The sequence below is a fragment of the Candidatus Arthromitus sp. SFB-turkey genome, from assembly GCF_001655775.1.
Lineage (GTDB): Bacteria > Bacillota > Clostridia > Clostridiales > Clostridiaceae > Dwaynesavagella > Dwaynesavagella gallinarum.
Window position 1 is genome coordinate 50,499 of the sequence record NZ_LXFF01000017.1, and the last position, 20,874, is coordinate 71,372.

Sequence of the window (20,874 nt, forward strand, 5' to 3'; positions counted from 1 at the left end):
TTCTAATTAATTTACTACTAAATAACTGAAAAAAATTCCTTTCTAAGTTCTGAATATCTACTACTTAAATGTTTAATTATTTCATCTCTATTATGCTTATTATTTATATCACAATTAATATATTCATCTCTGCAAATAGGACAAGTTCTATAATCAGAATTAGCTTCACTTCTTTTTATGAACCTATTTTCTATTTTATCATATACCATATATACTCCAAGTTGACCAAGTTCATCCTCATCTTCAAATACAGCCATATCATGCTTTAAATCAAAAGAATCTTTATTTATAACAACAAATACAATAGGTCCGTCTTCATCACTCATTATCATTTTAAAGGTCATATCTTTATCATATAAAGATTCTAATTTTCCTATTATTAAATTTAATATAGATAATGAAATTTCAGATTTTTTAATTTCCTTATAATAAATTGGTCTAATAATAACAATATTTCCATTAGATTTTGCAAGTAAATTATCAATAAATACATTAGACTGAATCTTACCTTTAAAATTAAAAATCAATTCAAATTACCTCCACTAAAATAATCGTCAATAGCTAATGCTATAGCATTACACAATTCATTTTGATAATTATCATCTTTTAATTTTGCTTCTTCTTCTTTATTAGATATAAATCCACATTCAACTATTACAGATGCTCCTAAATATCCATCTCTAAGTATTACATACTCATTTTTAACCCCTTTAGGTTCTCTATTATTTTCTTGTTTTAATGTTTCTTTAAATTGTTTATGCATACTTTGAGCTAATTTTTTACTTTTCTCGCTGTAAATAGGATACCAAACTTGAGATCCTTTAACTGAAGAATCTGGAAATTTATTCATATGTATACTTAAAAATATATCACATGAAACTTCCTTTTTCATGCTACACCTTTTATTTAAATCTTCTCTCTTTTTTTGTTTAACATTTTCACTATTTGAAAGTGAAACATCTTCATCACGAGTCATAAATACTTTGTAACCTTTATTTTCTAAAATATCTCTAAGTTTTAAAGATATTTGAAGATTTAAATCCTTCTCTAAAGTTTTTGTTAAAGATACAGCCCCTCCATCAATTCCTCCATGCCCTGGATCTATTAAGATAATTTTATTATTTTCCATAGAACATACTTTAAAAACCACAAAACAAAAAATAAAAACGCTTAAAGTAAGAATTTTAAATAAATTACCTATCCTCATTTTAAAACCCCTTTATATAATTTACATCCTCACTCTTATGTTTGACATTTTTATTTAATTTTATGTAAACAAAAAAAAGCTCAAACAAATGTTTGAACCTTGAAAATAAAAAATATTATCTTTTTGAGAATTGTGGAGCTCTTCTCGCTTTCTTTAAACCATATTTCTTTCTTTCTTTCATTCTAGGATCTCTAGTTAAAAATCCTTCTCTTTTAAGAATTGGTCTTAAGTTTTCATCTGACTTAACTAAAGCTCTTGATATTCCATGTCTTATAGCTCCAGCTTGACCTGTGAAACCTCCACCATGTACATTAACTTTAACATCATATCTAGACAAAGTATCTGTTAGAACTAATGGTTGATTTACTATGTACTTTAAAGTATCCAATCCAAAATATTCATCCATACTTCTTTTATTTATTATTACATTTCCATTTCCAGGAACTAAAAAAACTCTAGCAACTGATTTCTTTCTTCTTCCTGTTCCCATATATTGAATTTTACCCATAATAACTCCTCCCTCCAAATTAATATTTCAATTTCAACTCTTGAGGATTTTGAGCTTGATGATTGTGTTCACAACCTCTATAAACCTTAAGTTTTTTCATTTGACTTCTTCCAAGTGGACCTCTCGGAATCATTCTTCTAACTGCTTCATAAAATAAAAACTCAGGCTTTTTATCTAAAAATTTCTTATATGGAATTTCTTTAAGTCCTCCTGGATACCCAGTATGATACTTATACATCTTTTGATCAAGTTTTTTTCCTGTTAAAACAACTTTATCTGCATTTAATACTATTACAAAATCCCCTAAATCCATATTAGGTGTAAATTCTGGCTTATGCTTTCCTCTTAAAATAGAAGCTATTTGACTTGCTGCTCTTCCAAGAACCATTCCTTCTACGTCAACAACATACCACTTTTTTTGAATTTCATCTTTTTTTGGCAAATATGACTTCATAATATCCTCCTAGTAAAAATGATACTTAATTTATAAAAAAATCCGGGGCAGTGGATTTGTTATTCTAAATTATACATAACATTAGTATTATAATAAACTTTATATACTATGTCAATTATCATAAAAAACTTTTTTCAAACATAACCCCTTTGCATCACTTACAAATCCTGACATTTTCCTATCACATGATTTAATTATATAAGGCACATTTTTATAATCTATTTTCCCTTGCCCAACCATTATTAAAGTTCCAACTATTATTCTAACCATGTTATATAAAAATCCACTTCCTAAAACACTATAAACTATAACTTCATCTTTTTTGTAAATATCACTTTTAAAAATAGTTCTAACAGTATTTGAAGTAGAAGATCCCTTACTCATAAACCCTATAAAATCATGCTCACCTTCAAAATATTTAGAAGCTTCCTTCATTTTTAAAAAATCTAGACTATATTTAAAATGCATGTGATTCACATATTTTATAGGTGGTAATACCTCCCCATTAAATATTTTATACTCATACTCTTTTTTTATAGCATCATACCTTGAATTAAACGTATAGCAAACTTCATAACAATCAATTACCCTTATATCATAAGGAAGATTAGAATTTAAAGCATTTTTTATATTATGTAAAGGAACATTAAATTCCTCAATATGAAAATTACAATAGTATTCCTCTGCATGAACTCCAGAATCTGTCCTACTACACCCTATAATATTAACATTTCTATTAAATACTTTTAAAAATACATTCTCAAGAGTTCCTTGCACTGTAATGTTATTTTTTTGTTTTTGAAATCCGAAATAATTAGTGCCTAAATAAGAAATTTTTAAACATATATTCATAAATCACCTATATAAAAGAAGTTAAAACAATAAGGCTTATAAACACAATAAAACTTATAAAATCATTTCTTGTAAATTTTAACACCCTAAATTTAAATCTATTTTCACTTCCCTGATAACATCTAGATTCCATAGCAATAGCAAGTTCATCTGCACGTCTAAATGAATTTATAAAAAGAGGAACTAAAATAGGTACAATATTTTTAATTTTCTTTACAATACTTCCACTTTCAAAATCAACTCCCCTAGACTTTTGAGCTTTAATTATTTTATCTGTTTCATCTAAAAGAGTTGGAATAAACCTAAGAGAAATACTAATCATAAGAGAAATTTCCCCAACAGGTACCTTTAATTTTCTAAGAGGTTTCATAAGAGATTCAAAACCATCTGTTAATTCTGTTGGAGAAGTTGTAAGTGTTAAAATAGTTGACCCTAATATTAAAAATATTACCCTAAAACTTATAAAAATAGATGTAATAAGAGCTTTATCATAAATCTTTAAAAACCCAACATTAAAAATTATATTTCCTTCTTTTATGAAAAACACATTAAAAAGAGAGGTTAAAATAATAAACATACTTATAGTTTTCAAAGCCTTTAATAAATGATAAATTTTAATTTTAGATGAAAATGACACAAAAAACACTATTAGAAAATAAGCTAAATACCCTTTTATATCATCAATAAAAAACACACCAAGAATATATACAATATTAAGTATTATTTTAGTTCTAGGATCAAGTTTATGTATAAAAGAATCGCTTTTTACATATTGACCAATTATAATATTATCAATCATTTACCTTCCCTCTTATTTTTAAAATAAGTGCTTAATACATTTTCCATTTCATGAATATTTCTAGGACAAGTTTCTAAATTTATACCTTTTTCCATTAAACACAAGTATAACTTTAATAAATATGGTTTTTCAATTAAATACTCATTTAAAATTTTTTCATTCATAAAAAATTTATGTGTTTCTTCAAAACTTATAATTTTCCCTTTATTTAAAAGCATAACTCTATGTGAAAGCCTATAAACTAAATCCATAATATGAGTTACTATAATAATAGTCTTATTAAATTCTTTATTTAACCTTTCAATAATTAAAATTATTTCTTCACGAGTTTTAGGATCAAGACCAACAGTTGGTTCATCTAAAATAATATATTCAGGATTTAAAACAAGCATAGAAGCTAAAGAAACCTTTCTTTTTTCCCCACCACTAATTTCAAAAGGACTTTTATCTTTATATTTTTCAAAGTCTAAAGATACCATTTTCATAGCACCTCTAACTTTACGCTCTATATTTAAATCACTTTCACCACGAACTTTCAAAGAAAATGAAATATCTTTATATATGGTTTCCTCAAAAAATTGATACTCTGGATATTGAAAAGAAAATCCAAACTTTTTTCTAATATCAACATGCTTTACTTTTTTGTCCTTAGCACTTGAAGAGTCAACTATAATATCTCCTGAAAAACCTTTAAGAAGCAAATTCATAAGCTGAACAAGAGTAGATTTACCACTTCCAGTATGCCCAATAATTGAAATTATCTCACCCTTATTAATTTTAAAATTTACATCATGTAACACTTTATTTTCAAAAGGAGTATTTTTAAGATAAGTATATTCTACATTTTTAAATTCAATCGACATAACAAATCAACAAGTTCCTCCAAATCAAATATATTTTCTTCATTGTGAAAACCCATTTTTTTTAAATAATTTGATATTCTACAAGATGATGTGGTATCTAAATTATTTTCAAATAAAAATTTTTCATCCCATAAAATTTTCCTTGGATTGCCATCATATTTGATTATCCCTTTACTTAAAACAACAATTCTATTTGCTAAAAGACATTCCTCAATAAAATGAGTTATTAATATAACCGTAATTCCATAAACTTCATTTATCTCTTTTAAAATAGATAATACTTCCCTTTTACCATTAGGATCAAGCATGGATGTAGATTCATCAAAAATAATATATTTAGGTTTCATAGATAAAACTCCAGCAATTGAAACCCTTTGTTTTTGCCCACCTGATAACATATTTGTATTATGGTCTTTATACTCAAGCATATGAACTTTTTCAAGTGCATCATAAACCCTTTTTTGAATTTCTTCCCTATCATTTAGAATATTTTCAAGGCCAAACACAACATCATCTAAAACAAGAGTAGAAACAATTTGATTATCAGGATTTTGAAAAACAATGGAAAGTATTTTTCTTATATTTAAAATATTTTTTTGATCTCTAACGCTCATAGAATTAACAAAAATATCCCCATACTTAAGCTCATAAATTCCATTAATAAGTTTTGATAATGTAGATTTTCCAGAACCATTTCCACCTACAATACAAACAAATTCTCCTTCATTAATAGTCAATTTTATATTTTTTAAAACATAATCTTCATATTCATTATATTTAAATGAAACATCTATAATTTTTATACAATTATTCATAATTCAATTTCCCAACCTACTTATAATACACAACATTATATCAAATTTTCTTCAAAAAACAAAAAGAGAAATTAAGACAAACTTCTTAATTTCCCACAAACAAAAACTATACTAATTCTAGAACAGCCATTTCAGAACCATCGCCTCTTCTTGGTCCAATTTTTATTATTCTTGTATATCCACCATTTCTATCTTGATATTTAGAAGCAACTTCATCAAACAACGATTTAACAACTTGCTTTTCTTTAACAAAAGACAAAACCTGACGTCTTGCGTGCAAATCTCCTCTTTTTGCAAGAGTTATCATTTTTTCAGCTAAACTTTGAGTTTCTTTAGCTCTTGTTACTGTTGTAACTATTTTTCCATGCTTTAAAAAACTTGTAACAAGATTTTTAAGCATAGCTATTCTTTGATCTGTTGGTCTACCTAATTTTCTTTGCCAAGCCAAATTAAACACCTCCTATTATTCATCGCTCTGCCTTAAACTTAATCCTAAATCTTTAAGTTTTTTTTCAACCTCTTCTAAAGATTTTTTACCGAGATTTCTAACTTTCATCATATCCTCTAAAGATTTTTGTGCAAGCTCTTGAACTGTATTAATACCCGCACGCTTTAAACAATTATAACTTCTAACAGAAAAATCTAATTCCTCAATAGTCATTTCAAGCACTTTTTCTTTTTTATCTTCTTCTTTTTGAACCATGACTACAACTTCATTAGCTTCTTTTGTTAATCCTAAGAATAATTTAAAATGTTCAATTAAAATCTTTGAAGAATAACTTATAGCTTCATCAACTTTTATAGAACCATTAGTCCACACTTCTATAGTAAGCTTATCATAATCAGTGATTTGACCTACTCTTGTATTTTCTACCATAAAATTTACTCTTTTTACAGGAGTATAAATAGAATCTATTGGAATATGACCTATACTATTTTCAATTTTATTTTTATTTTGTGGTACATATCCTCTACCTTTATTAACTGTAATTTCTATATTTAAATGTCCATCATCTTCAAGCGTTGCTATATGTAAATCTTTATTTATAATTTCAATTCCATCTTCTACTTGTATATCACCGGCTTTAACAACCTTACTACCTTTTACATCTAAGTGTAATACTTTACTCCCCTCTTCATCCATACGTAGAGCAAGTTCTTTAATATTTAAAATAATTTCTGTTACATCTTCCTTTACTCCCTTAATTGTGGAAAATTCATGTAATACTCCATCAATTTTAATAGATGTTGTAGCAACACCTGGTAAAGAAGATAACAATATTCTCCTTAATGAATTACCAAGAGTAGTTCCATAACCTCTCTCTAAAGGCTCAACCACATATTTCCCATATGTTCCATTATCATTACACTCTACACATTCAATCTTAGGCGTTTCAATATCAAACATATATAAAAAACCCTCCCTTAACATAATTTTTAAGGGCAACTGATTCAAAAATTATTTACTATAAAACTCTACAATTAAAGTTTCATTAAATTGTACATTTAAGTCATCCTTAGAAGGAATAGATACAACCTTTCCTCTATATCTCTCACCATCAATAGTAAGCCATGAAGGAATAGACGTATTATTTTCAAACAAAACTTTAAACTTTTCAAGTGAACGACTTTTTTCTCTAACTTCTATAATATCATTAATTTTAACTCTATAAGAAGCTATATCTACTTTCCTACCATTAACAGAAAAATGGCCATGTGAAACTAATTGTCTAGCTTCTCTTCTAGAGTTTGCAAACCCTAACTTGAATACTACATTATCTAATCTCATTTCTAAAAAACTAATTAAATTTTCCCCAGTAATACCAGCTTTTTTATCTGCTTTATCATAAGTAAGTCTAAACTGTTTTTCAAGCATACCATATATTCTTTTAGTTTTTTGTTTTTCTCTTAATTGAAGACCAAAGTTTGATAATTTTTTCCTTGTTTGACCATGTTGACCAGGTGCACCAGCATTCTGTCTTCTAACAACCGCACATTTATTAGAATAACATCTATCACCCTTTAAAAATAATTTCATACCTTCTCTTCTGCATAATTTACACTGCGGACCATTATATTTAGCCATATTACACCTCCAAATTATACCCTTCTCCTCTTAGGTGGTCTACATCCATTATGAGGAATAGGTGTTACATCTTTTATTAAAGTAATCTCTAATCCTGCTGCTTGCAATGATCTTATTGCTGCTTCTCTACCTGAACCAGGTCCTTTTACATAAACCTCAACACTCTTAAGTCCATGCTCCATAGCATCTCTTGCTGCAGTTTCTGCTGCCATTTGTGCAGCATAAGGAGTACTTTTTCTAGATCCTTTAAATCCTAAAGCTCCAGCACTAGACCATGCTAAAGTATTACCATTTATATCTGTTAACGTAACTATTGAATTATTAAATGTCGATTTTATATGAGCCGAACCATGATCTACATTTTTTTTATCTTTTTTTCGTCTATTAACTTTTTTAGCTTTTTGAACTGCCATTTAATAACTTACCTCCTTACTTCTTTTTATTTGCTATTGTTTTTCTTGGACCTTTAACTGTCCTAGCATTAGTTTTAGTTCTTTGACCTCTTAAAGGCAATCTCTTTCTATGTCTTATTCCTCTATAACACCCAATTTCTATAAGCCTTTTTATACTTAAAGCTACATCTCTTCTTAAATCTCCCTCAACTTTTAAATTCTTATTTATAAAGTCTCTTATTGAATTTATTTCGTTCTCAGTTAAATCTTTAACTCTCGTATCACCATTTATATTAGTTTCTTTTAATATTCGTCTAGATGTAGATAAACCTATGCCATAAATATAAGTCAAACTCACTTCAACTCTTTTATCCTTTGGTATGTCAATACCTGAAATTCTAGCCATTTTGAAAATTCACCTCACTTTATCCTTGTTTTTGTTTATGCTTAGGTATATCACATATAACCATGATTTTACCTTTTCTTTTTATAATTCTACATTTTTCACATATAGGTTTAACAGATGCTCTAACCTTCACAACAATATCCTCCTACAAATTACTTAGCTCTCCAAGTTATTCTACCACGGGTTAAATCATAAGGAGACATCTCTATCTTTACTTTATCTCCAGGAATTATTCTTATAAAATTCATTCTCAGCTTTCCTGAAATATGCGCAAGAATCATATGTCCGCTCTCAAGTTCAACTTGAAACATGGCATTAGGTAAAGATTCTCTAACCACTCCTTGCATTTCTATAATATCATCTTTCGCCATTTCTTTAACCCTCCTTTAATTATTAATATAACAATTCTATCAATTCACAAAATTTATAATGTTATAATTTCTGGTTCGTCTGAAGTTATTATAACCGTATTTTCATAATGAGCTGATAAACTTCCATCTCTAGTAATAACTGTCCAATTATCATCTAATACATTTATATGTTCACTTCCCATATTAACCATAGGCTCAATAGCTAAAGCCATTCCTTTTCTAATCATAATCCCAGACGATTTTCTCCCAAAATTTGGAACTTCAGGAGATTCATGAAGATCTTTACCAATTCCATGACCAGTAAATGCTTTTACAACTGAATATCCATGACTTTCAACATAATTTTGAATTGCAAAAGATATATCCCCAATAGTATTTAATTCTCTAGCATATTTTATAGCCTCAAAAAAACTTTGTTCAGTAACCTTAATTAAATTATCAGCTTCTTCTGAAATTCTTCCAACTGAAAAAGTTCTAGCTGCATCCGCATGAAATCCATGAATATTAGCTCCACAATCTACACTAACTATATCCCCATCTTTAATAATCTTATCCGAAGGTATACCATGTATAACTTCATTATTTATAGAAATACATAAAGTAGACGGAAAACCATAATATCCTTTGAATGACGGTTTCGCTCCACAACTTAAAATATATTTCTCTGCTTCACAATCCAAATAATTTGTACTTATTCCAGGTTTTATGATAGATTTAATTAAATTCAAAGTATCCCTAACTATATGCCCTGCTTTTTTCATCAAAAAAATATCATCATCATTTTTAATATAAATCATAATATTCACCTATAATATTTTTAATATTTCCAAAAACATCATTAATTTCTCTAGAAGCATCTACTTCAAATAATACATTTAAACTCATAAAATACTTAATTACATCAAGCGTCATTTTATCATAAATTTCTAATCTTCCATTAAATACATCTATTCTATCATCTAACCTTTGAATTAAACTTTTTCCACATTCATCACAAATTCCTGAATTCTTAGGGGAAACATTTTTCAAATTATACACATTGCCACAACCTGAACAAATTCTTCTTTGAGAAATCCTATCTAAAATATACTCTCTACTAGCATTTAAATATATAACTATATATTTACTCAATTTATCTAAAATTTTATTAACATAAAATTCTGCTTGGTTAAGAGTTCTCGGATATCCATCCAATAAATAAGATTTTTTAAACAAACCTTCTATATTCATTTGTTTAATCAAATCATTGATTAATTTATCTGGAACAAATTTACCATTATTAATATCAAACCTATTTATTACCCTACCTATATTAGTACATCTATCTATATGTTTTCTTAATATATCACCAGTAGAAATATGACTAAGTCCATAAAATTCACAAATTAACTTTGACTGAGTTCCTTTTCCAACTCCTGGTGGACCTATCAACAATATTTTCACTAAATCATCTCCGATTTATTTTAAAAATCCTTGATAATGTCTCAAAATTAATTGAGATTCAATCTGCCTCATAGTATCAGCTGAAGTACCTATCAATATTAAAAGCATAGTCCCCCCAAACTGAAGCCCCCTAAAAGGAGTAAATAAATCCATAAAAATTGGAAATAAAGCTAATATTGCTCCAAACACACCACCTATTATAGAAATCCTATCTAATATTCTTTCTATATATCTAGCCGTTGCCTCTCCTGGCCTTATTCCTGGAATAAATCCCGCTGATTTATTCATATTTTCTGCCATCTCATCTGGCTTATAAGTAACCTGAGTATAAAACCATGTAAAAAATACTATCAAAAATGAAAATAACAAAATATATAATGTTGAATTTATCCTAAATGGACTGTATGTACCATTTACTAAAACTCTATTTATCCATGCATCTTGTGAAAAAAAAGCACCAATAGTCGCAGGAAATTGTAAAACAGATGTAGCAAAAATTATAGCTATTACTGCAGATCCAGTTATACTAAAAGGTATATGAGCTTGATTGTTAGCATTTTTATCTGATAATTGTTTACCAGCATACTGAACAATAACTCTTCTTTCTGCTAAATTCATATATATAGTCCAAATTAATAATCCAATTGCAACAACAGAAAATATTGCAATTTCAATCAATCCTACTTCTCCAGCTTTTTGCAAAGCATCTATTTGTATAAACATTGTAGGAAATCTCGAAACAATATTTACAAATATAAATAATGATACTCCATTACCTATTCCATGTAAACTAACTTGATCTCCTATCCATACTAAAAGAGTAGATGCAGTAACAAGCGTAACTATTATAAAAACAAGAGAAAATATAGATCTATCTTCTATCGCACCAACATTTGATATTAACAAATACGTACCATAAGATTGAACAAAAGCCAAAAATATAGATAGATATCTAGTTATATTTTGTAATTTTTTTCTCCCTTCTTCTCCCTCTTTAGATAGCTGTTCAAACTTAGAAATAGACATAGAAAGCAACTGAACTATTATAGATGCATTAATATAGGGAACAACTCCAAGAGCAAAAATACTGAATCTTTCTAAAGCACCACCTGATATTAAATCATAAAATCCAAATAATCCTGTTGAAGTTAATTGTTTTAAACTTTCAGTATTTATTCCAGGAATAGGTATGAAATTACCAGCCCTAAAAACAACAACAATAAATAAAGTAAATAGTATTCTTTTTCTAAGATCTTTAACTTTAAAGGCATTCCTTAAAATTTTAAACATTTAACCTAAATCACCTCTGCTTTTCCACCAACAGCTTCAATCTTTTGTTTAGCTGAATGTGAAAATTTAGAAACTCTAACAGTTAAACTCCTCTCTAAATTACCTTTTGCAAGTATCTTAACACCATCTTTTAAATTACTAACTAATCCATTATCAAGCAAAATTTGTTCTGTAACTTCAAATCCATTTTCAAAAATATTCAATCGTTCCAAATTTAAAATAGCATAATTCTTTTTAAAAGGATTCTTAAACCCTTTTTTAGGTACACGTCTATACAATGGCATCTGTCCACCTTCAAACCCTAATCTAACACCACCGCCACTTCTAGATTTTTGACCCTTTTCTCCTTTACCTGAATTTCTTCCTAATCCTGATCCTGTACCTCTTCCAAGTCTCTTACTTGTTTTCCTACTTCCAGGAGCTGGTTTTAATTCATGTAATTTCATTATTAAAACCTCCTTAACCTTCAATAATTTCCAATAAAAAATCAACCTTATTAATCATTCCAAGTATTTCTGGACTTTTTTTATGCTCTACTACACTTCCAATCTTTTTTAATCCCAAAGCATAAACAGTATCTTTCTGTTCTTTTTTTCTACCAATCAAACTTCGCTTTAAACGAATTTTTACTTTATCCATAATTACTACCCCTAACTTATTATTTCTGATACACTTTTATCCCTAAGTTCTGCTATTTTTTCCAAAGTTCTTAAAGATAATAATGCTTCAATCGTAGCTTCAACAACATTTTTAGGATTATTAGAACCCAAAGATTTAGCTGTAACATTTTTTATACCTACTAATTCAAGAACACTTCTAACAGGTCCACCCGCTATTATACCTGTTCCTTTCCTAGCAGGCATTACTAAAACTTTAGATTTGCCAAAAATTCCAACAACTTCATGTGGAATTGTATCCTTAATTATTGGAACATATATCAAATTCTTTTTAGCTTCTTCAATACCTTTTCTAATGGCATCTGGAACTTCAGCTGATTTACCAGTTCCAACCCCAACATGACCTTTTCCATCTCCAACAACCACTAAAGCACTAAATCTAAAATTTCTACCACCTTTAACAACTTTTGTAACCCTGTTTATAAATACAACTTTTTCTTTTAATTCTGAAACATTACCTTTCATGTCTATTTCCCTCCTTTATAATCAAAACTGTAGACCTTCTTCACGTGCACCTTCAGCTAATTCTGAAATTCTACCATGATATAAATATCCGCTTCTATCAAACACAACTTTATTTATAGATTTCTTTATAGCTTTTTGGGCCAATCTTTTTCCAATTTCTCTAGCAGCATTTTTATTACTTCCAATACCTTCAAAATCCTTATCTAATGTAGACGCAGATACTAAAGTTACTCCTTTATTATCATCAATTAACTGAGCATATATATTTTTTGAACTTCTAAATACGCATAATCTTGGAATATCAGCTGTTCCATAAATTTTCTTTCTAATTTTCAAATGTCTTCTTTTTCTTTTCTTAACTTTATCAAATTTATTTATCATTTTGTTTCACTCCCTTCTTACTAACTATATTTATTTTTTACCAGTTTTACCTTCTTTTCTTCTAATAACCTCATTTGAATATTTAATTCCTTTTCCTTTGTATGGCTCTGGCTTTCTCCATTGTCTAATTTTAGCAGCTACTTCTCCAACTAATTGTTTATCAATACCTTTAACAATTATTTGAGTTTGATTAGGTACTTCATATGTAATCCCTTCAACATTTTCAATCTCAACAGTATGTGAATATCCTAAATTTAAAACTATATTTTTCCCTTTAATCTGAGCTCTATAACCAACTCCATTCAACTCTAAAATCTTTTCATACCCTTGCGAAACTCCCTTTACCATATTAAATATAAGAGCCCTTGTTAAACCATGCATTTGCTTATATCTCTTACTTTCTTCTTTTCTTTCAATAACTACTTGCTTATCCTCTTGTTTTATTAAAACTTCACTCGGCATTTTCTTTACTAATTTACCTTTACTACCCTCTACAGTAACTATATTTTCTGCATCAATCTTAAAATTAACTCCATCTGGTAAAATTATAGGTAATTTACCGACCCTAGACATATTAAATACCTCCTAACCTCTGACTACCAAATGTAACAGATAACCTCTCCACCTAAACCTAACTTTCTTGCTTCTCTATCAACCATAACACCTTTAGAAGTTGATATTATAGCTATACCTAAACCACTTAATACACGTGGTATATTATCTTTCTTACAATATACTCTAAGTCCTGGCTTAGAAATTCTCTTAAGACCTGTTATCACTTTTTCATTATTTCTACCATATTTTAAATTTATTTTGATCATAGGAATAACTCCATCACTATAATCTTCATAAGATTTTATATAACCTTCGTTTAATAAAATTCTCAATATTTCCTTCTTTATTTTAGAATTTGGAACTTCTAATACTTCACGTCTTATCATGTTAGCATTTCTTATTCTAGTCAATAAATCCGCTATTGGATCAGTCATAACCATACCCTATATACCTCCTCTCTATTCTTACCAACTTGATTTTGTACATCCTGGAATTTGACCTTTATATGCTAATTCTCTAAAACAAATCCTACATATACCAAACTTCCTCAATACAGCATGTGGTCTACCACACAAATTACATCTAGTATAAATTCTTGTTTTATATTTAGCAGGTTTTTTCCATTTTTCAATCATTGCCTTACGAGCCACAACTTTACCTCCTTACAAATTAATTAGCAAATGGCATCCCTAAAAATTTTAATAACTCTCTTGCTTCTTCATCAGTATTTGCAGTTGTAACAAATATAACTTCAAGTCCTCTTATTTTATCTATTTTATCATATTCTATTTCAGGAAAAATTAAATGTTCTTTTAACCCTAAAGTATAATTCCCTTTACCATCAAAACTTTTTTCAGATACTCCTCTAAAGTCTCTAACTCTTGGTAACGCAACATTCAACAATTTATCCATAAAATCATACATACGATTTCTTCTAAGCGTAACCTTACATCCTATTGGCATATTTTCTCTCAACTTAAAATTAGATATAGATTTTTTAGCTCTACACACAATAGGTTTTTGCCCACAAATTAATTGCAAATCATTAAGTGCAGATTCTAAAATTTTAACATTATCTTTTGCTTCTCCAACTCCCATATTAACAACGATTTTTTCTACTCTAGGAACTTGCATTTTATTTTTATACTCAAATTTCTTAATTAAATCATTAACTATTTCGTTAACATATTTTTCTCTTAATCTAGACAATATCCACAAACTCCTTTCAAATTATATTTTTTTCTTACAGTGTCTACAAACTCTCACTTTACTTCCATCATCCAAAAACTCATGTTTTATCCTAGTAGTTTTTTTACAATCATTGCAATAAAGCATAACCTTAGAAGCATTAATAGGAGCTTCAACTTTTAATATTCCACCTTGCATATTTTCACGATTTGGCTTTTTATGCTTTGTTACAATATTAATACCGCTAACAATTATTGTATTTTTTTTAGGATTAACATTTAAAACTTCACCTATTTTATCTTTATCTTTTCCAGATATAACTAAAACCGTATCATTTTTCTTTACATGCATTTTACCACCTCCAAACTATAAAACTTCCGGAGCTAAAGAAAGTATTTTCATACAATCTTTTTCTCTTAATTCTCTCGCAACTGGTCCAAAAACCCTTGTACCTCTTGGCTGTCCATCATCTTTCAATATAACAACTGCGTTATCGTCAAATCTTATATAAGATCCATCTGAACGTCTCACACCTTTAACAGTTCTTACAATTATAGCTTTAACTACATCTCCCTTTTTTACAACACCTCCTGGTGATGCATTTTTAACACTCGCAACTATAATATCTCCAATATTTCCACTTTTCCTTCTTGAACCACCTAAAACTCTTATACACATGACTTCCTTGGCGCCTGTATTGTCAGCAACCTTTAATCTACTTAACTCTTGTATCATCTTTATCTCCCCTTATTTATTTAGCTCGTTCCAACACTTCAACCAATCTCCATCTTTTTTGTTTTGACAGTGGTCTAGTCTCCATTATCAAAACCTTATCATTAACTTTTGCATCATTATTTTCATCATGAGCTTTAAATTTATTTGTAACTTTAAGAACTTTACCATATAATGGATGTTTTTTCTTACCTTCAACAGCAACCACTATAGTCTTTTGCATCTTATCAGAAACAACTATTCCAACTTTAACTTTTCTAGAATTTCTTTCCACTTAAAAACCTCCTTTTATAGATTATCTCAATTGTTTTATTTCCTCTTCTCTAATAACAGTCTTAACCTGCGCAATAGATTTTTTAACTTCTCTAATTCTCATAGAATTTTCTAATTGACCAACAGCTAATTGAAACCTTAAATTAAAAAGCTCAGATTTCAAATCCATAAGCTTATTATTCATTTCATGTAAATCTAAATGTCTTATTTCATCTAATTCTCTAGTTTTCATAAATTTTATTCACCACTCATTTCATTAAAATCTTTTCTAGTTAAAAATTTAGTTTTTACAGGTAACTTATGAGATGCTAATCTCATCGCTTCTCTCGCAAGTTCTTCAGATACTCCCGACAATTCAAACATTATTCTACCTGGTTTAACTATAGCAACAAAATACTCAGGCGCTCCTTTTCCTGACCCCATACGAACTTCAGCTGGTTTTTTAGTAACAGATTTATGAGGAAATATTTTAATATGTAACTTACCACCTCTTTTAATATATCTGTTAATCGCAATTCTAGCAGACTCTATTTGATTACTAGTAATCCACGAACTACCCATAGCAACTAAAGCATAATCCCCGTAAGCAATTTTAACACCTGCTTTAGAATTACCTCTCATTCTTCCCTTTTGAACCCTACGATACTTAACTCTTCTAGGCATTAACATACTACAATCTCCTCCCTTCTATATTTTTTCTTTATTACTCACTACATTTTTATTAGATAATATTTCTCCTCTATATATCCACACTTTAACTCCTAATTTACCATAGGTAGTATCCGCTTCAGAAAAACCATAATCTATATCAGCTCTTAATGTTTGCAACGGTATAGTTCCCTCATGATAATGCTCAGTTCTAGCAATATCTGCTCCACCAAGTCTACCAGAAACAGCAGTTTTGATTCCAAGAGCTTTCATTTTCATAGTTCTTTGCATAGCTTGCTTCATAGCTCTTCTAAAAGATACACGTCTCTCTAATTGCAAAGCTATATTTTCAGCAACTAACTGCGCATCCATATCTACCACTTTAACCTCTACAATATTCACAATTATTGTACTGTTAGTAGAATCAATTTTTTGAACTTCTGATTTCACAAGCTCAATTCCTGCTCCACCTTTACCAATTATAACTCCAGGCTTAGCAGTATATATACTCAACTTAATTTTCTTTACACTTCTTTCTATATCTATCCTAGATATACCCGCAGAATAATATTTTTTCTTCAAAAGCTTTCTTATTTTAAAGTCTTCATTCAAAAATCGTGCAAAATCCTTTTTATCAGCATACCACTTAGAAGACCAATCTTTAATTACTCCAACTCTTAAACCATGTGGATTAACCTTTTGACCCATTTAAATTAAACCTCCTTTATTTTGTATTTTCTCCTACAATTACAGTAATATGACTTGTTCTTTTGTTAATTCTAAAAGCTCTTCCTTGTGCTCTAGGTCTAAATCTCTTAAGTATTGGACCATTATTTACATAGGCTTCCTTTACAATAAGAGAATTTCCATCAAGTCCATTATTATTTTCAGCATTAGCAACAGCAGATTTTAAAACTTTTTCTATAACTTTAGAAGCTCTCTTATCAATACATACTAAAGAAGAATACGCATCCTTAACTGATTTGCCTCTAATAACATTCAAAACAATATTTATCTTAGTAGGTGACATTCTTATATATTTAGCCACAGCTTTTGAATCCAAAACCATCAACTCCTTTCATTTTTTTATCTAACTCTAGATGTTTTTTGATCAACATGACCTTTATAAGTCCGCGTTAAAGCAAATTCTCCTAATTTATGTCCAACCATATCCTCAGTTATATATACAGGAACGTGCTTCCTTCCATCATGAACACCAATAGTATGACCTATCATTTCAGGAAATATTGTGGAACTTCTAGACCAAGTTTTTATAACCTTCTTTTCTCCATTTTTATTCATCTCTAATATTCTATCTAATAAAACCTTTTGAATAAATGGCCCCTTTTTAGTAGATCTACCCAAATTTAAAACCTCCCTTCCATAAATTAAAAATTACTTTCTTCTTCTAATTATTAAATTTTTAGAATATTTCTTATTTTTTCTAGTTTTATATCCTAAAGTTGGCACACCCCAAGGTGACACTGGACTTGGTCTACCAATAGGACTTCTTCCTTCTCCACCACCATGTGGGTGATCGCATGGATTCATTACTGATCCTCTAACAGTTGGTCTAATACCCTTATGTCTATTCCTGCCAGCTTTACCTATACTAATTATAGAATGAGATTCATTTGACAACACCCCAATAGTTGCCCTACATTCAATTCTCACATATCTCATTTCACCACTAGGCAATCTTAATGTTGCATAATCACCTTCTTTTGCCATAAGTTGAGCAGATAATCCTGCAGATCTAACTATCTGACCACCTTTACCTTTTTTAAGCTCTATATTATGAACCATAGTACCAACTGGTATATCACTCAACGGCAAACAATTTCCTGGTTTTATATCAACATCTTTTCCTGATACTATTTTATCCCCAACTTTCAATCCATTAGGTGTTAATATATATCTTTTTTCTCCATCTAGATAAGAAATTAACGATATAAATGCTGATCTATTTGGATCGTATTCAATAGTTTTTACAATACCAACAATACCATCTTTATTTCTTTTAAAATCTATAATTCTATATTTTCTTTTATTTCCGCCGCCTCTATGTCTAACGGTTATCTTACCTTGAGAATTCCTTCCACCACTTTTCTTTAATCCATATACTAGAGATTTTTCTGGTTTACTTACAGTTATCTCTTCATAAGAATTAACAGTCATATTTCTACGTGAAGGGGTAGTAGGATTTAATTTTTTTACTCCCAAAATCTCTTCCTCCTTTTTTCAAAACTAATTACTGCATAGAATTAAAAAACTCTATCGATTTACTATTTACCGTAAGCTGTACTATAGCTTTCTTAAAATCTGATCTTTTCCCTTGATGAAATCTAACTCTCTTTTTCTTACCTATGTAATTCATTGTAAATACTCTATCTACTTCAACATCAAATATTTTTTCAATAGCATTTCTTATCTGAATTTTATTTGCATCTTTATGAACTATAAAAGTATACTTTCTTTCACTCATAAGAGACATGCTTTTTTCTGTTATAACAGGTCTAATAATTATATCATAATTAGTTAACTTCAACTACAATACACCTCCTCAAGTCTTTTAACTGCACCTTGAGTTATTATAAGTTTTTCATATCTTAACAAATCATAAACATTAATATTATTCACAGGTATAACCTTAACATCCTGTAAATTAGTACTAGATCTGTAAACATTTTTATTAACGTTTTCTGTAACTAATAAAAGTTTACTATCCACATTTAAGTTATTCAAAACTTTAACCATATTTTTAGTTTTAGGAGCATCAAAACTAATGTCATTTAAAACTAACATATTATCTTCTCTAACTTTACTTGTCAAAACAGACTTAATAGCAACTTTTCTTAAAGTCTTAGAAATATTCATTCGATAATCTCTTGGTTTTGGAGCAAACACTACACCACCATGTATCCATTGAGGCGATCTTATAGATCCCTGTCTAGCTCTTCCTGTACCTTTTTGCCTCCAAGGCTTTTTACCACCACCAGAAACTTCAGCTCTAGTTTTAGCTGACTGAGTTCCTTGTCTCTTATTAGCAAGTTGTGCAACTACAACTTGATGTACAGCATATTCTTTAATTTCAACATCAAACACTTCTTTTAAAAGTTCTAATTCTCCAACTTTTTCACCATCTATATTATATATAGCTAACTTAGACATTTAATTTCCTCCTTCCATCAATTTAAATATCACCTTTTTTAACACAATCTCTAATCTGAACTATAGATTTATTAGGGCCAGGTATACATCCCTTTATCAAAATAACATTTTTTTCTGGAATAATTTTAACAATCTCAAGATTTTGAACTGTACATTTTCTTCCACCCATTCTACCTGGCATTTTTTTATTCTTAAATGTCCTTGATGGATCAGAAGAAGCACCCATAGAACCAACAGATCTATGAAATTTAGAACCATGTGACATAGGTCCCCTATGACCATTCCATCTTTTTATAGTTCCTTGAAACCCTTTCCCTTTCGAAACACCAATAACATCTACTTTTTCACCTTGCGAAAAAATATTAACATCTATTTCTGTTCCAATATTATATGAAGAACAATCTTCTAATCTAAATTCCCTTAAATGTCTTTTGAACTGAATTCCTGCTTTCTTAAAATGTCCTTTTTGAGGACTATTAACAAGTTTATCCCTTATAACACCATATCCAACCTGTATAGCATCATATCCTTCTTTATCAGTTGTTTTAACTTGAACAACAACATTCGGATCAGCTACTATAACACTCACTGGTATCATATTACCATCTTCAGTAAAAATTTGCGTCATTCCTACTTTTTGACCAAGTAACGACTTCTTCATAAATTTTCCTCCTTTTACGAGCGGATTGATAATCATAAATCAATCAATCATAAAAATAATCTTATAACTTAAGTTCTATATCTACACCTGTTGGAATATCTAATCTCATTAAAGCATCAACAGTTTTAGGCGTAGGATTAACTATATCTATCAATCTTTTGTGTGTTCTAATTTCAAACTGTTCTCTTGAATCTTTATCTTTATGTGGAGATCTTAAAATAGTAACTTTTTCCTTCCTTGTTGGAAGCGGAATTGGCCCACATACTTTTGCTCCAGTGCCATTTGCAGTTTCAACAATTTTTAAAACAGCACTATCAAGCATAACATGATCAAACGCTTTTAACTTTATTCTTATTTTTTGTTTTAAGCTCATCTTTTTCCCTCCTTCAATATATATCTTTATTTTTTTAATTCAACATATAAATTTGAAATAAAAATCTCACTTACCTAAAATATATAAAATATTTCTTATATACACATAACTACCTAATTATACTATAAATAAAAATACAACTCAATAACTATTTTTACTATATTCAAAGCAAACGAGACTAGAAAAATTAACTAGTCTCCATTTTTTATTCAAACCCATTATTTATTTATTTTAGAAACAACCCCAGAACCTACAGTTCTTCCA

The 20,874-nt window shown here is 29.0% G+C and carries 39 protein-coding genes; all 39 read right to left on the bottom strand.

The features are described 5' to 3' along the window. Nucleotides 1-17: 17 nt before the first annotated feature. The 39 genes from A6P36_RS03505 to rpsJ all read right to left on the bottom strand — a co-directional run bounded on the left by A6P36_RS03505 (nucleotide 18) and on the right by rpsJ (nucleotide 20,610). Nucleotides 18-527 (bottom strand): citrate lyase holo-[acyl-carrier protein] synthase, encoded by a 510-nt coding sequence (locus A6P36_RS03505; protein WP_066761037.1) that lies wholly within the window; start codon nucleotides 525-527, stop codon nucleotides 18-20. Continuing rightward, a complete protein-coding gene (cwlD, locus tag A6P36_RS03510) occupies nucleotides 524-1,207 on the bottom strand; it encodes an N-acetylmuramoyl-L-alanine amidase CwlD (RefSeq protein WP_066761038.1) in 684 nt (227 codons plus the stop codon). The genes A6P36_RS03505 and cwlD overlap by 4 nt, the downstream gene beginning before the upstream one ends. Before the next feature lie 115 nt (nucleotides 1,208-1,322). Continuing rightward, nucleotides 1,323-1,715, bottom strand: coding sequence for a 30S ribosomal protein S9 (gene rpsI, locus A6P36_RS03515; protein ID WP_066761040.1), 393 nt, complete (start codon nucleotides 1,713-1,715; stop codon nucleotides 1,323-1,325). Between the two features lie 19 nt (nucleotides 1,716-1,734). After that, nucleotides 1,735-2,169, bottom strand: a complete 435-nt coding sequence (gene rplM, locus A6P36_RS03520; protein WP_066761041.1) for a 50S ribosomal protein L13 — start codon at nucleotides 2,167-2,169, stop codon at nucleotides 1,735-1,737. Nucleotides 2,170-2,280: 111 nt separating this feature from the next. Further along, nucleotides 2,281-3,021: a tRNA pseudouridine(38-40) synthase TruA gene (gene truA, locus A6P36_RS03525; protein WP_066761042.1), complete on the bottom strand. Its 741-nt coding sequence runs from the start codon at nucleotides 3,019-3,021 to the stop codon at nucleotides 2,281-2,283. 7 nt (nucleotides 3,022-3,028) lie between these two features. Continuing rightward, a complete protein-coding gene (locus A6P36_RS03530; RefSeq protein ID WP_066761044.1) occupies nucleotides 3,029-3,820 on the bottom strand; it encodes an energy-coupling factor transporter transmembrane component T family protein in 792 nt (263 codons plus the stop codon). Beyond that, nucleotides 3,817-4,683, bottom strand: coding sequence for an ATP-binding cassette domain-containing protein (locus tag A6P36_RS03535; RefSeq protein ID WP_066761046.1), 867 nt, complete (start codon nucleotides 4,681-4,683; stop codon nucleotides 3,817-3,819). The genes A6P36_RS03530 and A6P36_RS03535 overlap by 4 nt, the downstream gene beginning before the upstream one ends. Further along, entirely contained in the window at nucleotides 4,659-5,498 is an 840-nt protein-coding gene (locus tag A6P36_RS03540) for an energy-coupling factor transporter ATPase (RefSeq protein WP_066761047.1), read from the bottom strand. The genes A6P36_RS03535 and A6P36_RS03540 overlap by 25 nt, the downstream gene beginning before the upstream one ends. A 106-nt stretch (nucleotides 5,499-5,604) precedes the next feature. Beyond that, on the bottom strand, nucleotides 5,605-5,946 hold the full coding sequence (gene rplQ, locus A6P36_RS03545) for a 50S ribosomal protein L17 (protein ID WP_066761048.1): 342 nt from the start codon (nucleotides 5,944-5,946) through the stop codon (nucleotides 5,605-5,607). A 15-nt stretch (nucleotides 5,947-5,961) separates the two neighbouring features. Further along, nucleotides 5,962-6,906, bottom strand: coding sequence for a DNA-directed RNA polymerase subunit alpha (locus tag A6P36_RS03550; protein WP_066761050.1), 945 nt, complete (start codon nucleotides 6,904-6,906; stop codon nucleotides 5,962-5,964). A 51-nt stretch (nucleotides 6,907-6,957) separates the two neighbouring features. Next, nucleotides 6,958-7,584 (bottom strand): 30S ribosomal protein S4, encoded by a 627-nt coding sequence (gene rpsD / locus A6P36_RS03555; protein WP_066761052.1) that lies wholly within the window; start codon nucleotides 7,582-7,584, stop codon nucleotides 6,958-6,960. A 14-nt stretch (nucleotides 7,585-7,598) separates the two neighbouring features. Further along, the gene (rpsK, locus tag A6P36_RS03560; protein ID WP_066761053.1) at nucleotides 7,599-7,997 is read right to left on the bottom strand and encodes a 30S ribosomal protein S11; all 399 of its coding nucleotides are present in this window, start codon (nucleotides 7,995-7,997) and stop codon (nucleotides 7,599-7,601) included. Nucleotides 7,998-8,013: 16 nt separating this feature from the next. Then, entirely contained in the window at nucleotides 8,014-8,382 is a 369-nt protein-coding gene (gene rpsM, locus A6P36_RS03565; RefSeq protein ID WP_066761054.1) for a 30S ribosomal protein S13, read from the bottom strand. A 19-nt stretch (nucleotides 8,383-8,401) separates the two neighbouring features. Next, nucleotides 8,402-8,515 carry a 50S ribosomal protein L36 gene (rpmJ, locus tag A6P36_RS03570; protein WP_066761056.1) on the bottom strand — a complete coding sequence of 38 codons (114 nt, stop codon included), beginning with the start codon at nucleotides 8,513-8,515 and terminating at the stop codon, nucleotides 8,402-8,404. Nucleotides 8,516-8,534: 19 nt separating this feature from the next. Further along, nucleotides 8,535-8,753, bottom strand: coding sequence for a translation initiation factor IF-1 (infA, locus tag A6P36_RS03575; protein WP_066761062.1), 219 nt, complete (start codon nucleotides 8,751-8,753; stop codon nucleotides 8,535-8,537). Between the two features lie 53 nt (nucleotides 8,754-8,806). Continuing rightward, on the bottom strand, nucleotides 8,807-9,550 hold the full coding sequence (gene map / locus A6P36_RS03580; protein ID WP_066761066.1) for a type I methionyl aminopeptidase: 744 nt from the start codon (nucleotides 9,548-9,550) through the stop codon (nucleotides 8,807-8,809). Beyond that, entirely contained in the window at nucleotides 9,537-10,196 is a 660-nt protein-coding gene (locus A6P36_RS03585) for an adenylate kinase family protein (RefSeq protein ID WP_066761067.1), read from the bottom strand. The genes map and A6P36_RS03585 overlap by 14 nt, the downstream gene beginning before the upstream one ends. 15 nt (nucleotides 10,197-10,211) lie before the next feature. Beyond that, nucleotides 10,212-11,486 carry a preprotein translocase subunit SecY gene (gene secY, locus A6P36_RS03590; protein ID WP_066761074.1) on the bottom strand — a complete coding sequence of 425 codons (1,275 nt, stop codon included), beginning with the start codon at nucleotides 11,484-11,486 and terminating at the stop codon, nucleotides 10,212-10,214. A gap of 5 nt (nucleotides 11,487-11,491) precedes the next feature. Beyond that, nucleotides 11,492-11,932 (bottom strand): 50S ribosomal protein L15, encoded by a 441-nt coding sequence (gene rplO / locus A6P36_RS03595; protein ID WP_066761075.1) that lies wholly within the window; start codon nucleotides 11,930-11,932, stop codon nucleotides 11,492-11,494. Between the two features lie 13 nt (nucleotides 11,933-11,945). Then, complete coding sequence (gene rpmD / locus A6P36_RS03600; protein ID WP_066761076.1) at nucleotides 11,946-12,125, bottom strand: 50S ribosomal protein L30; 180 nt, start codon at nucleotides 12,123-12,125, stop codon at nucleotides 11,946-11,948. A gap of 11 nt (nucleotides 12,126-12,136) precedes the next feature. Beyond that, nucleotides 12,137-12,628 (bottom strand): 30S ribosomal protein S5, encoded by a 492-nt coding sequence (gene rpsE / locus A6P36_RS03605; RefSeq protein WP_066761081.1) that lies wholly within the window; start codon nucleotides 12,626-12,628, stop codon nucleotides 12,137-12,139. A 21-nt stretch (nucleotides 12,629-12,649) separates the two neighbouring features. Further along, a complete protein-coding gene (gene rplR, locus A6P36_RS03610; RefSeq protein ID WP_066761083.1) occupies nucleotides 12,650-13,009 on the bottom strand; it encodes a 50S ribosomal protein L18 in 360 nt (119 codons plus the stop codon). A 30-nt stretch (nucleotides 13,010-13,039) separates the two neighbouring features. Continuing rightward, nucleotides 13,040-13,582, bottom strand: coding sequence for a 50S ribosomal protein L6 (rplF, locus tag A6P36_RS03615; RefSeq protein WP_066761085.1), 543 nt, complete (start codon nucleotides 13,580-13,582; stop codon nucleotides 13,040-13,042). Nucleotides 13,583-13,605: 23 nt separating this feature from the next. Beyond that, nucleotides 13,606-14,004, bottom strand: coding sequence for a 30S ribosomal protein S8 (rpsH, locus tag A6P36_RS03620; protein ID WP_066761086.1), 399 nt, complete (start codon nucleotides 14,002-14,004; stop codon nucleotides 13,606-13,608). Between the two features lie 24 nt (nucleotides 14,005-14,028). After that, nucleotides 14,029-14,214 carry a type Z 30S ribosomal protein S14 gene (locus tag A6P36_RS03625; protein ID WP_066761088.1) on the bottom strand — a complete coding sequence of 62 codons (186 nt, stop codon included), beginning with the start codon at nucleotides 14,212-14,214 and terminating at the stop codon, nucleotides 14,029-14,031. 19 nt (nucleotides 14,215-14,233) lie between these two features. Next, the gene (rplE, locus tag A6P36_RS03630) at nucleotides 14,234-14,773 is read right to left on the bottom strand and encodes a 50S ribosomal protein L5 (RefSeq protein ID WP_066761090.1); all 540 of its coding nucleotides are present in this window, start codon (nucleotides 14,771-14,773) and stop codon (nucleotides 14,234-14,236) included. 21 nt (nucleotides 14,774-14,794) lie between these two features. After that, on the bottom strand, nucleotides 14,795-15,103 hold the full coding sequence (rplX, locus tag A6P36_RS03635; RefSeq protein WP_066761092.1) for a 50S ribosomal protein L24: 309 nt from the start codon (nucleotides 15,101-15,103) through the stop codon (nucleotides 14,795-14,797). Between the two features lie 15 nt (nucleotides 15,104-15,118). Then, nucleotides 15,119-15,487, bottom strand: coding sequence for a 50S ribosomal protein L14 (rplN, locus tag A6P36_RS03640; protein ID WP_066761093.1), 369 nt, complete (start codon nucleotides 15,485-15,487; stop codon nucleotides 15,119-15,121). Between the two features lie 16 nt (nucleotides 15,488-15,503). Continuing rightward, nucleotides 15,504-15,758, bottom strand: a complete 255-nt coding sequence (gene rpsQ / locus A6P36_RS03645) for a 30S ribosomal protein S17 (protein ID WP_066761095.1) — start codon at nucleotides 15,756-15,758, stop codon at nucleotides 15,504-15,506. A gap of 21 nt (nucleotides 15,759-15,779) precedes the next feature. Further along, nucleotides 15,780-15,989, bottom strand: coding sequence for a 50S ribosomal protein L29 (gene rpmC / locus A6P36_RS03650; protein WP_066761097.1), 210 nt, complete (start codon nucleotides 15,987-15,989; stop codon nucleotides 15,780-15,782). A gap of 5 nt (nucleotides 15,990-15,994) precedes the next feature. Beyond that, on the bottom strand, nucleotides 15,995-16,426 hold the full coding sequence (rplP, locus tag A6P36_RS03655; RefSeq protein WP_066761099.1) for a 50S ribosomal protein L16: 432 nt from the start codon (nucleotides 16,424-16,426) through the stop codon (nucleotides 15,995-15,997). Between the two features lie 18 nt (nucleotides 16,427-16,444). Continuing rightward, nucleotides 16,445-17,113 carry a 30S ribosomal protein S3 gene (gene rpsC, locus A6P36_RS03660; protein ID WP_066761101.1) on the bottom strand — a complete coding sequence of 223 codons (669 nt, stop codon included), beginning with the start codon at nucleotides 17,111-17,113 and terminating at the stop codon, nucleotides 16,445-16,447. A 16-nt stretch (nucleotides 17,114-17,129) separates the two neighbouring features. After that, nucleotides 17,130-17,468 (bottom strand): 50S ribosomal protein L22, encoded by a 339-nt coding sequence (gene rplV / locus A6P36_RS03665; protein WP_066761103.1) that lies wholly within the window; start codon nucleotides 17,466-17,468, stop codon nucleotides 17,130-17,132. A gap of 23 nt (nucleotides 17,469-17,491) precedes the next feature. Beyond that, entirely contained in the window at nucleotides 17,492-17,770 is a 279-nt protein-coding gene (gene rpsS / locus A6P36_RS03670; protein WP_066761105.1) for a 30S ribosomal protein S19, read from the bottom strand. A gap of 30 nt (nucleotides 17,771-17,800) precedes the next feature. Beyond that, nucleotides 17,801-18,628, bottom strand: coding sequence for a 50S ribosomal protein L2 (gene rplB, locus A6P36_RS03675; RefSeq protein ID WP_066761107.1), 828 nt, complete (start codon nucleotides 18,626-18,628; stop codon nucleotides 17,801-17,803). A gap of 28 nt (nucleotides 18,629-18,656) precedes the next feature. Beyond that, nucleotides 18,657-18,953 carry a 50S ribosomal protein L23 gene (gene rplW / locus A6P36_RS03680; protein WP_066761111.1) on the bottom strand — a complete coding sequence of 99 codons (297 nt, stop codon included), beginning with the start codon at nucleotides 18,951-18,953 and terminating at the stop codon, nucleotides 18,657-18,659. After that, nucleotides 18,950-19,576, bottom strand: coding sequence for a 50S ribosomal protein L4 (gene rplD / locus A6P36_RS03685; RefSeq protein ID WP_066761112.1), 627 nt, complete (start codon nucleotides 19,574-19,576; stop codon nucleotides 18,950-18,952). The genes rplW and rplD overlap by 4 nt, the downstream gene beginning before the upstream one ends. Before the next feature lie 22 nt (nucleotides 19,577-19,598). Beyond that, the gene (rplC, locus tag A6P36_RS03690; RefSeq protein ID WP_066761114.1) at nucleotides 19,599-20,237 is read right to left on the bottom strand and encodes a 50S ribosomal protein L3; all 639 of its coding nucleotides are present in this window, start codon (nucleotides 20,235-20,237) and stop codon (nucleotides 19,599-19,601) included. A gap of 61 nt (nucleotides 20,238-20,298) precedes the next feature. Continuing rightward, complete coding sequence (gene rpsJ, locus A6P36_RS03695; RefSeq protein ID WP_066761116.1) at nucleotides 20,299-20,610, bottom strand: 30S ribosomal protein S10; 312 nt, start codon at nucleotides 20,608-20,610, stop codon at nucleotides 20,299-20,301. Nucleotides 20,611-20,874 lie beyond the last annotated feature (264 nt).

Excerpts from the sequence above, each read along its gene's own strand:
- cwlD (WP_066761038.1), bottom strand. The coding sequence starts at position 1,207 with ATGAGGATAGGTAATTTATTTAAAATTCTTACTTTAAGCGTTTTTATT.
- rpsI (WP_066761040.1), bottom strand. The coding sequence starts at position 1,715 with ATGGGTAAAATTCAATATATGGGAACAGGAAGAAGAAAGAAATCAGTT.
- rplM (WP_066761041.1), bottom strand. The coding sequence starts at position 2,169 with ATGAAGTCATATTTGCCAAAAAAAGATGAAATTCAAAAAAAGTGGTAT.
- truA (WP_066761042.1), bottom strand. The coding sequence starts at position 3,021 with ATGAATATATGTTTAAAAATTTCTTATTTAGGCACTAATTATTTCGGA.
- A6P36_RS03530 (WP_066761044.1), bottom strand. The coding sequence starts at position 3,820 with ATGATTGATAATATTATAATTGGTCAATATGTAAAAAGCGATTCTTTT.
- A6P36_RS03535 (WP_066761046.1), bottom strand. The coding sequence starts at position 4,683 with ATGTCGATTGAATTTAAAAATGTAGAATATACTTATCTTAAAAATACT.
- A6P36_RS03540 (WP_066761047.1), bottom strand. The coding sequence starts at position 5,498 with ATGAATAATTGTATAAAAATTATAGATGTTTCATTTAAATATAATGAA.
- A6P36_RS03550 (WP_066761050.1), bottom strand. The coding sequence starts at position 6,906 with ATGTTTGATATTGAAACGCCTAAGATTGAATGTGTAGAGTGTAATGAT.
- rpsD (WP_066761052.1), bottom strand. The coding sequence starts at position 7,584 with ATGGCTAAATATAATGGTCCGCAGTGTAAATTATGCAGAAGAGAAGGT.
- rpsK (WP_066761053.1), bottom strand. The coding sequence starts at position 7,997 with ATGGCAGTTCAAAAAGCTAAAAAAGTTAATAGACGAAAAAAAGATAAA.
- rpsM (WP_066761054.1), bottom strand. The coding sequence starts at position 8,382 with ATGGCTAGAATTTCAGGTATTGACATACCAAAGGATAAAAGAGTTGAA.
- infA (WP_066761062.1), bottom strand. The coding sequence starts at position 8,753 with ATGGCGAAAGATGATATTATAGAAATGCAAGGAGTGGTTAGAGAATCT.
- map (WP_066761066.1), bottom strand. The coding sequence starts at position 9,550 with ATGATTTATATTAAAAATGATGATGATATTTTTTTGATGAAAAAAGCA.
- secY (WP_066761074.1), bottom strand. The coding sequence starts at position 11,486 with ATGTTTAAAATTTTAAGGAATGCCTTTAAAGTTAAAGATCTTAGAAAA.
- rplO (WP_066761075.1), bottom strand. The coding sequence starts at position 11,932 with ATGAAATTACATGAATTAAAACCAGCTCCTGGAAGTAGGAAAACAAGT.
- rpmD (WP_066761076.1), bottom strand. The coding sequence starts at position 12,125 with ATGGATAAAGTAAAAATTCGTTTAAAGCGAAGTTTGATTGGTAGAAAA.
- rpsE (WP_066761081.1), bottom strand. The coding sequence starts at position 12,628 with ATGAAAGGTAATGTTTCAGAATTAAAAGAAAAAGTTGTATTTATAAAC.
- rplR (WP_066761083.1), bottom strand. The coding sequence starts at position 13,009 with ATGATAAATAAATTTGATAAAGTTAAGAAAAGAAAAAGAAGACATTTG.
- rplF (WP_066761085.1), bottom strand. The coding sequence starts at position 13,582 with ATGTCTAGGGTCGGTAAATTACCTATAATTTTACCAGATGGAGTTAAT.
- rpsH (WP_066761086.1), bottom strand. The coding sequence starts at position 14,004 with ATGGTTATGACTGATCCAATAGCGGATTTATTGACTAGAATAAGAAAT.
- rplX (WP_066761092.1), bottom strand. The coding sequence starts at position 15,103 with ATGCATGTAAAGAAAAATGATACGGTTTTAGTTATATCTGGAAAAGAT.
- rplN (WP_066761093.1), bottom strand. The coding sequence starts at position 15,487 with ATGATACAAGAGTTAAGTAGATTAAAGGTTGCTGACAATACAGGCGCC.
- rpmC (WP_066761097.1), bottom strand. The coding sequence starts at position 15,989 with ATGAAAACTAGAGAATTAGATGAAATAAGACATTTAGATTTACATGAA.
- rplP (WP_066761099.1), bottom strand. The coding sequence starts at position 16,426 with ATGTTAATGCCTAGAAGAGTTAAGTATCGTAGGGTTCAAAAGGGAAGA.
- rpsC (WP_066761101.1), bottom strand. The coding sequence starts at position 17,113 with ATGGGTCAAAAGGTTAATCCACATGGTTTAAGAGTTGGAGTAATTAAA.
- rplD (WP_066761112.1), bottom strand. The coding sequence starts at position 19,576 with ATGTCTAAGTTAGCTATATATAATATAGATGGTGAAAAAGTTGGAGAA.
- rplC (WP_066761114.1), bottom strand. The coding sequence starts at position 20,237 with ATGAAGAAGTCGTTACTTGGTCAAAAAGTAGGAATGACGCAAATTTTT.
- rpsJ (WP_066761116.1), bottom strand. The coding sequence starts at position 20,610 with ATGAGCTTAAAACAAAAAATAAGAATAAAGTTAAAAGCGTTTGATCAT.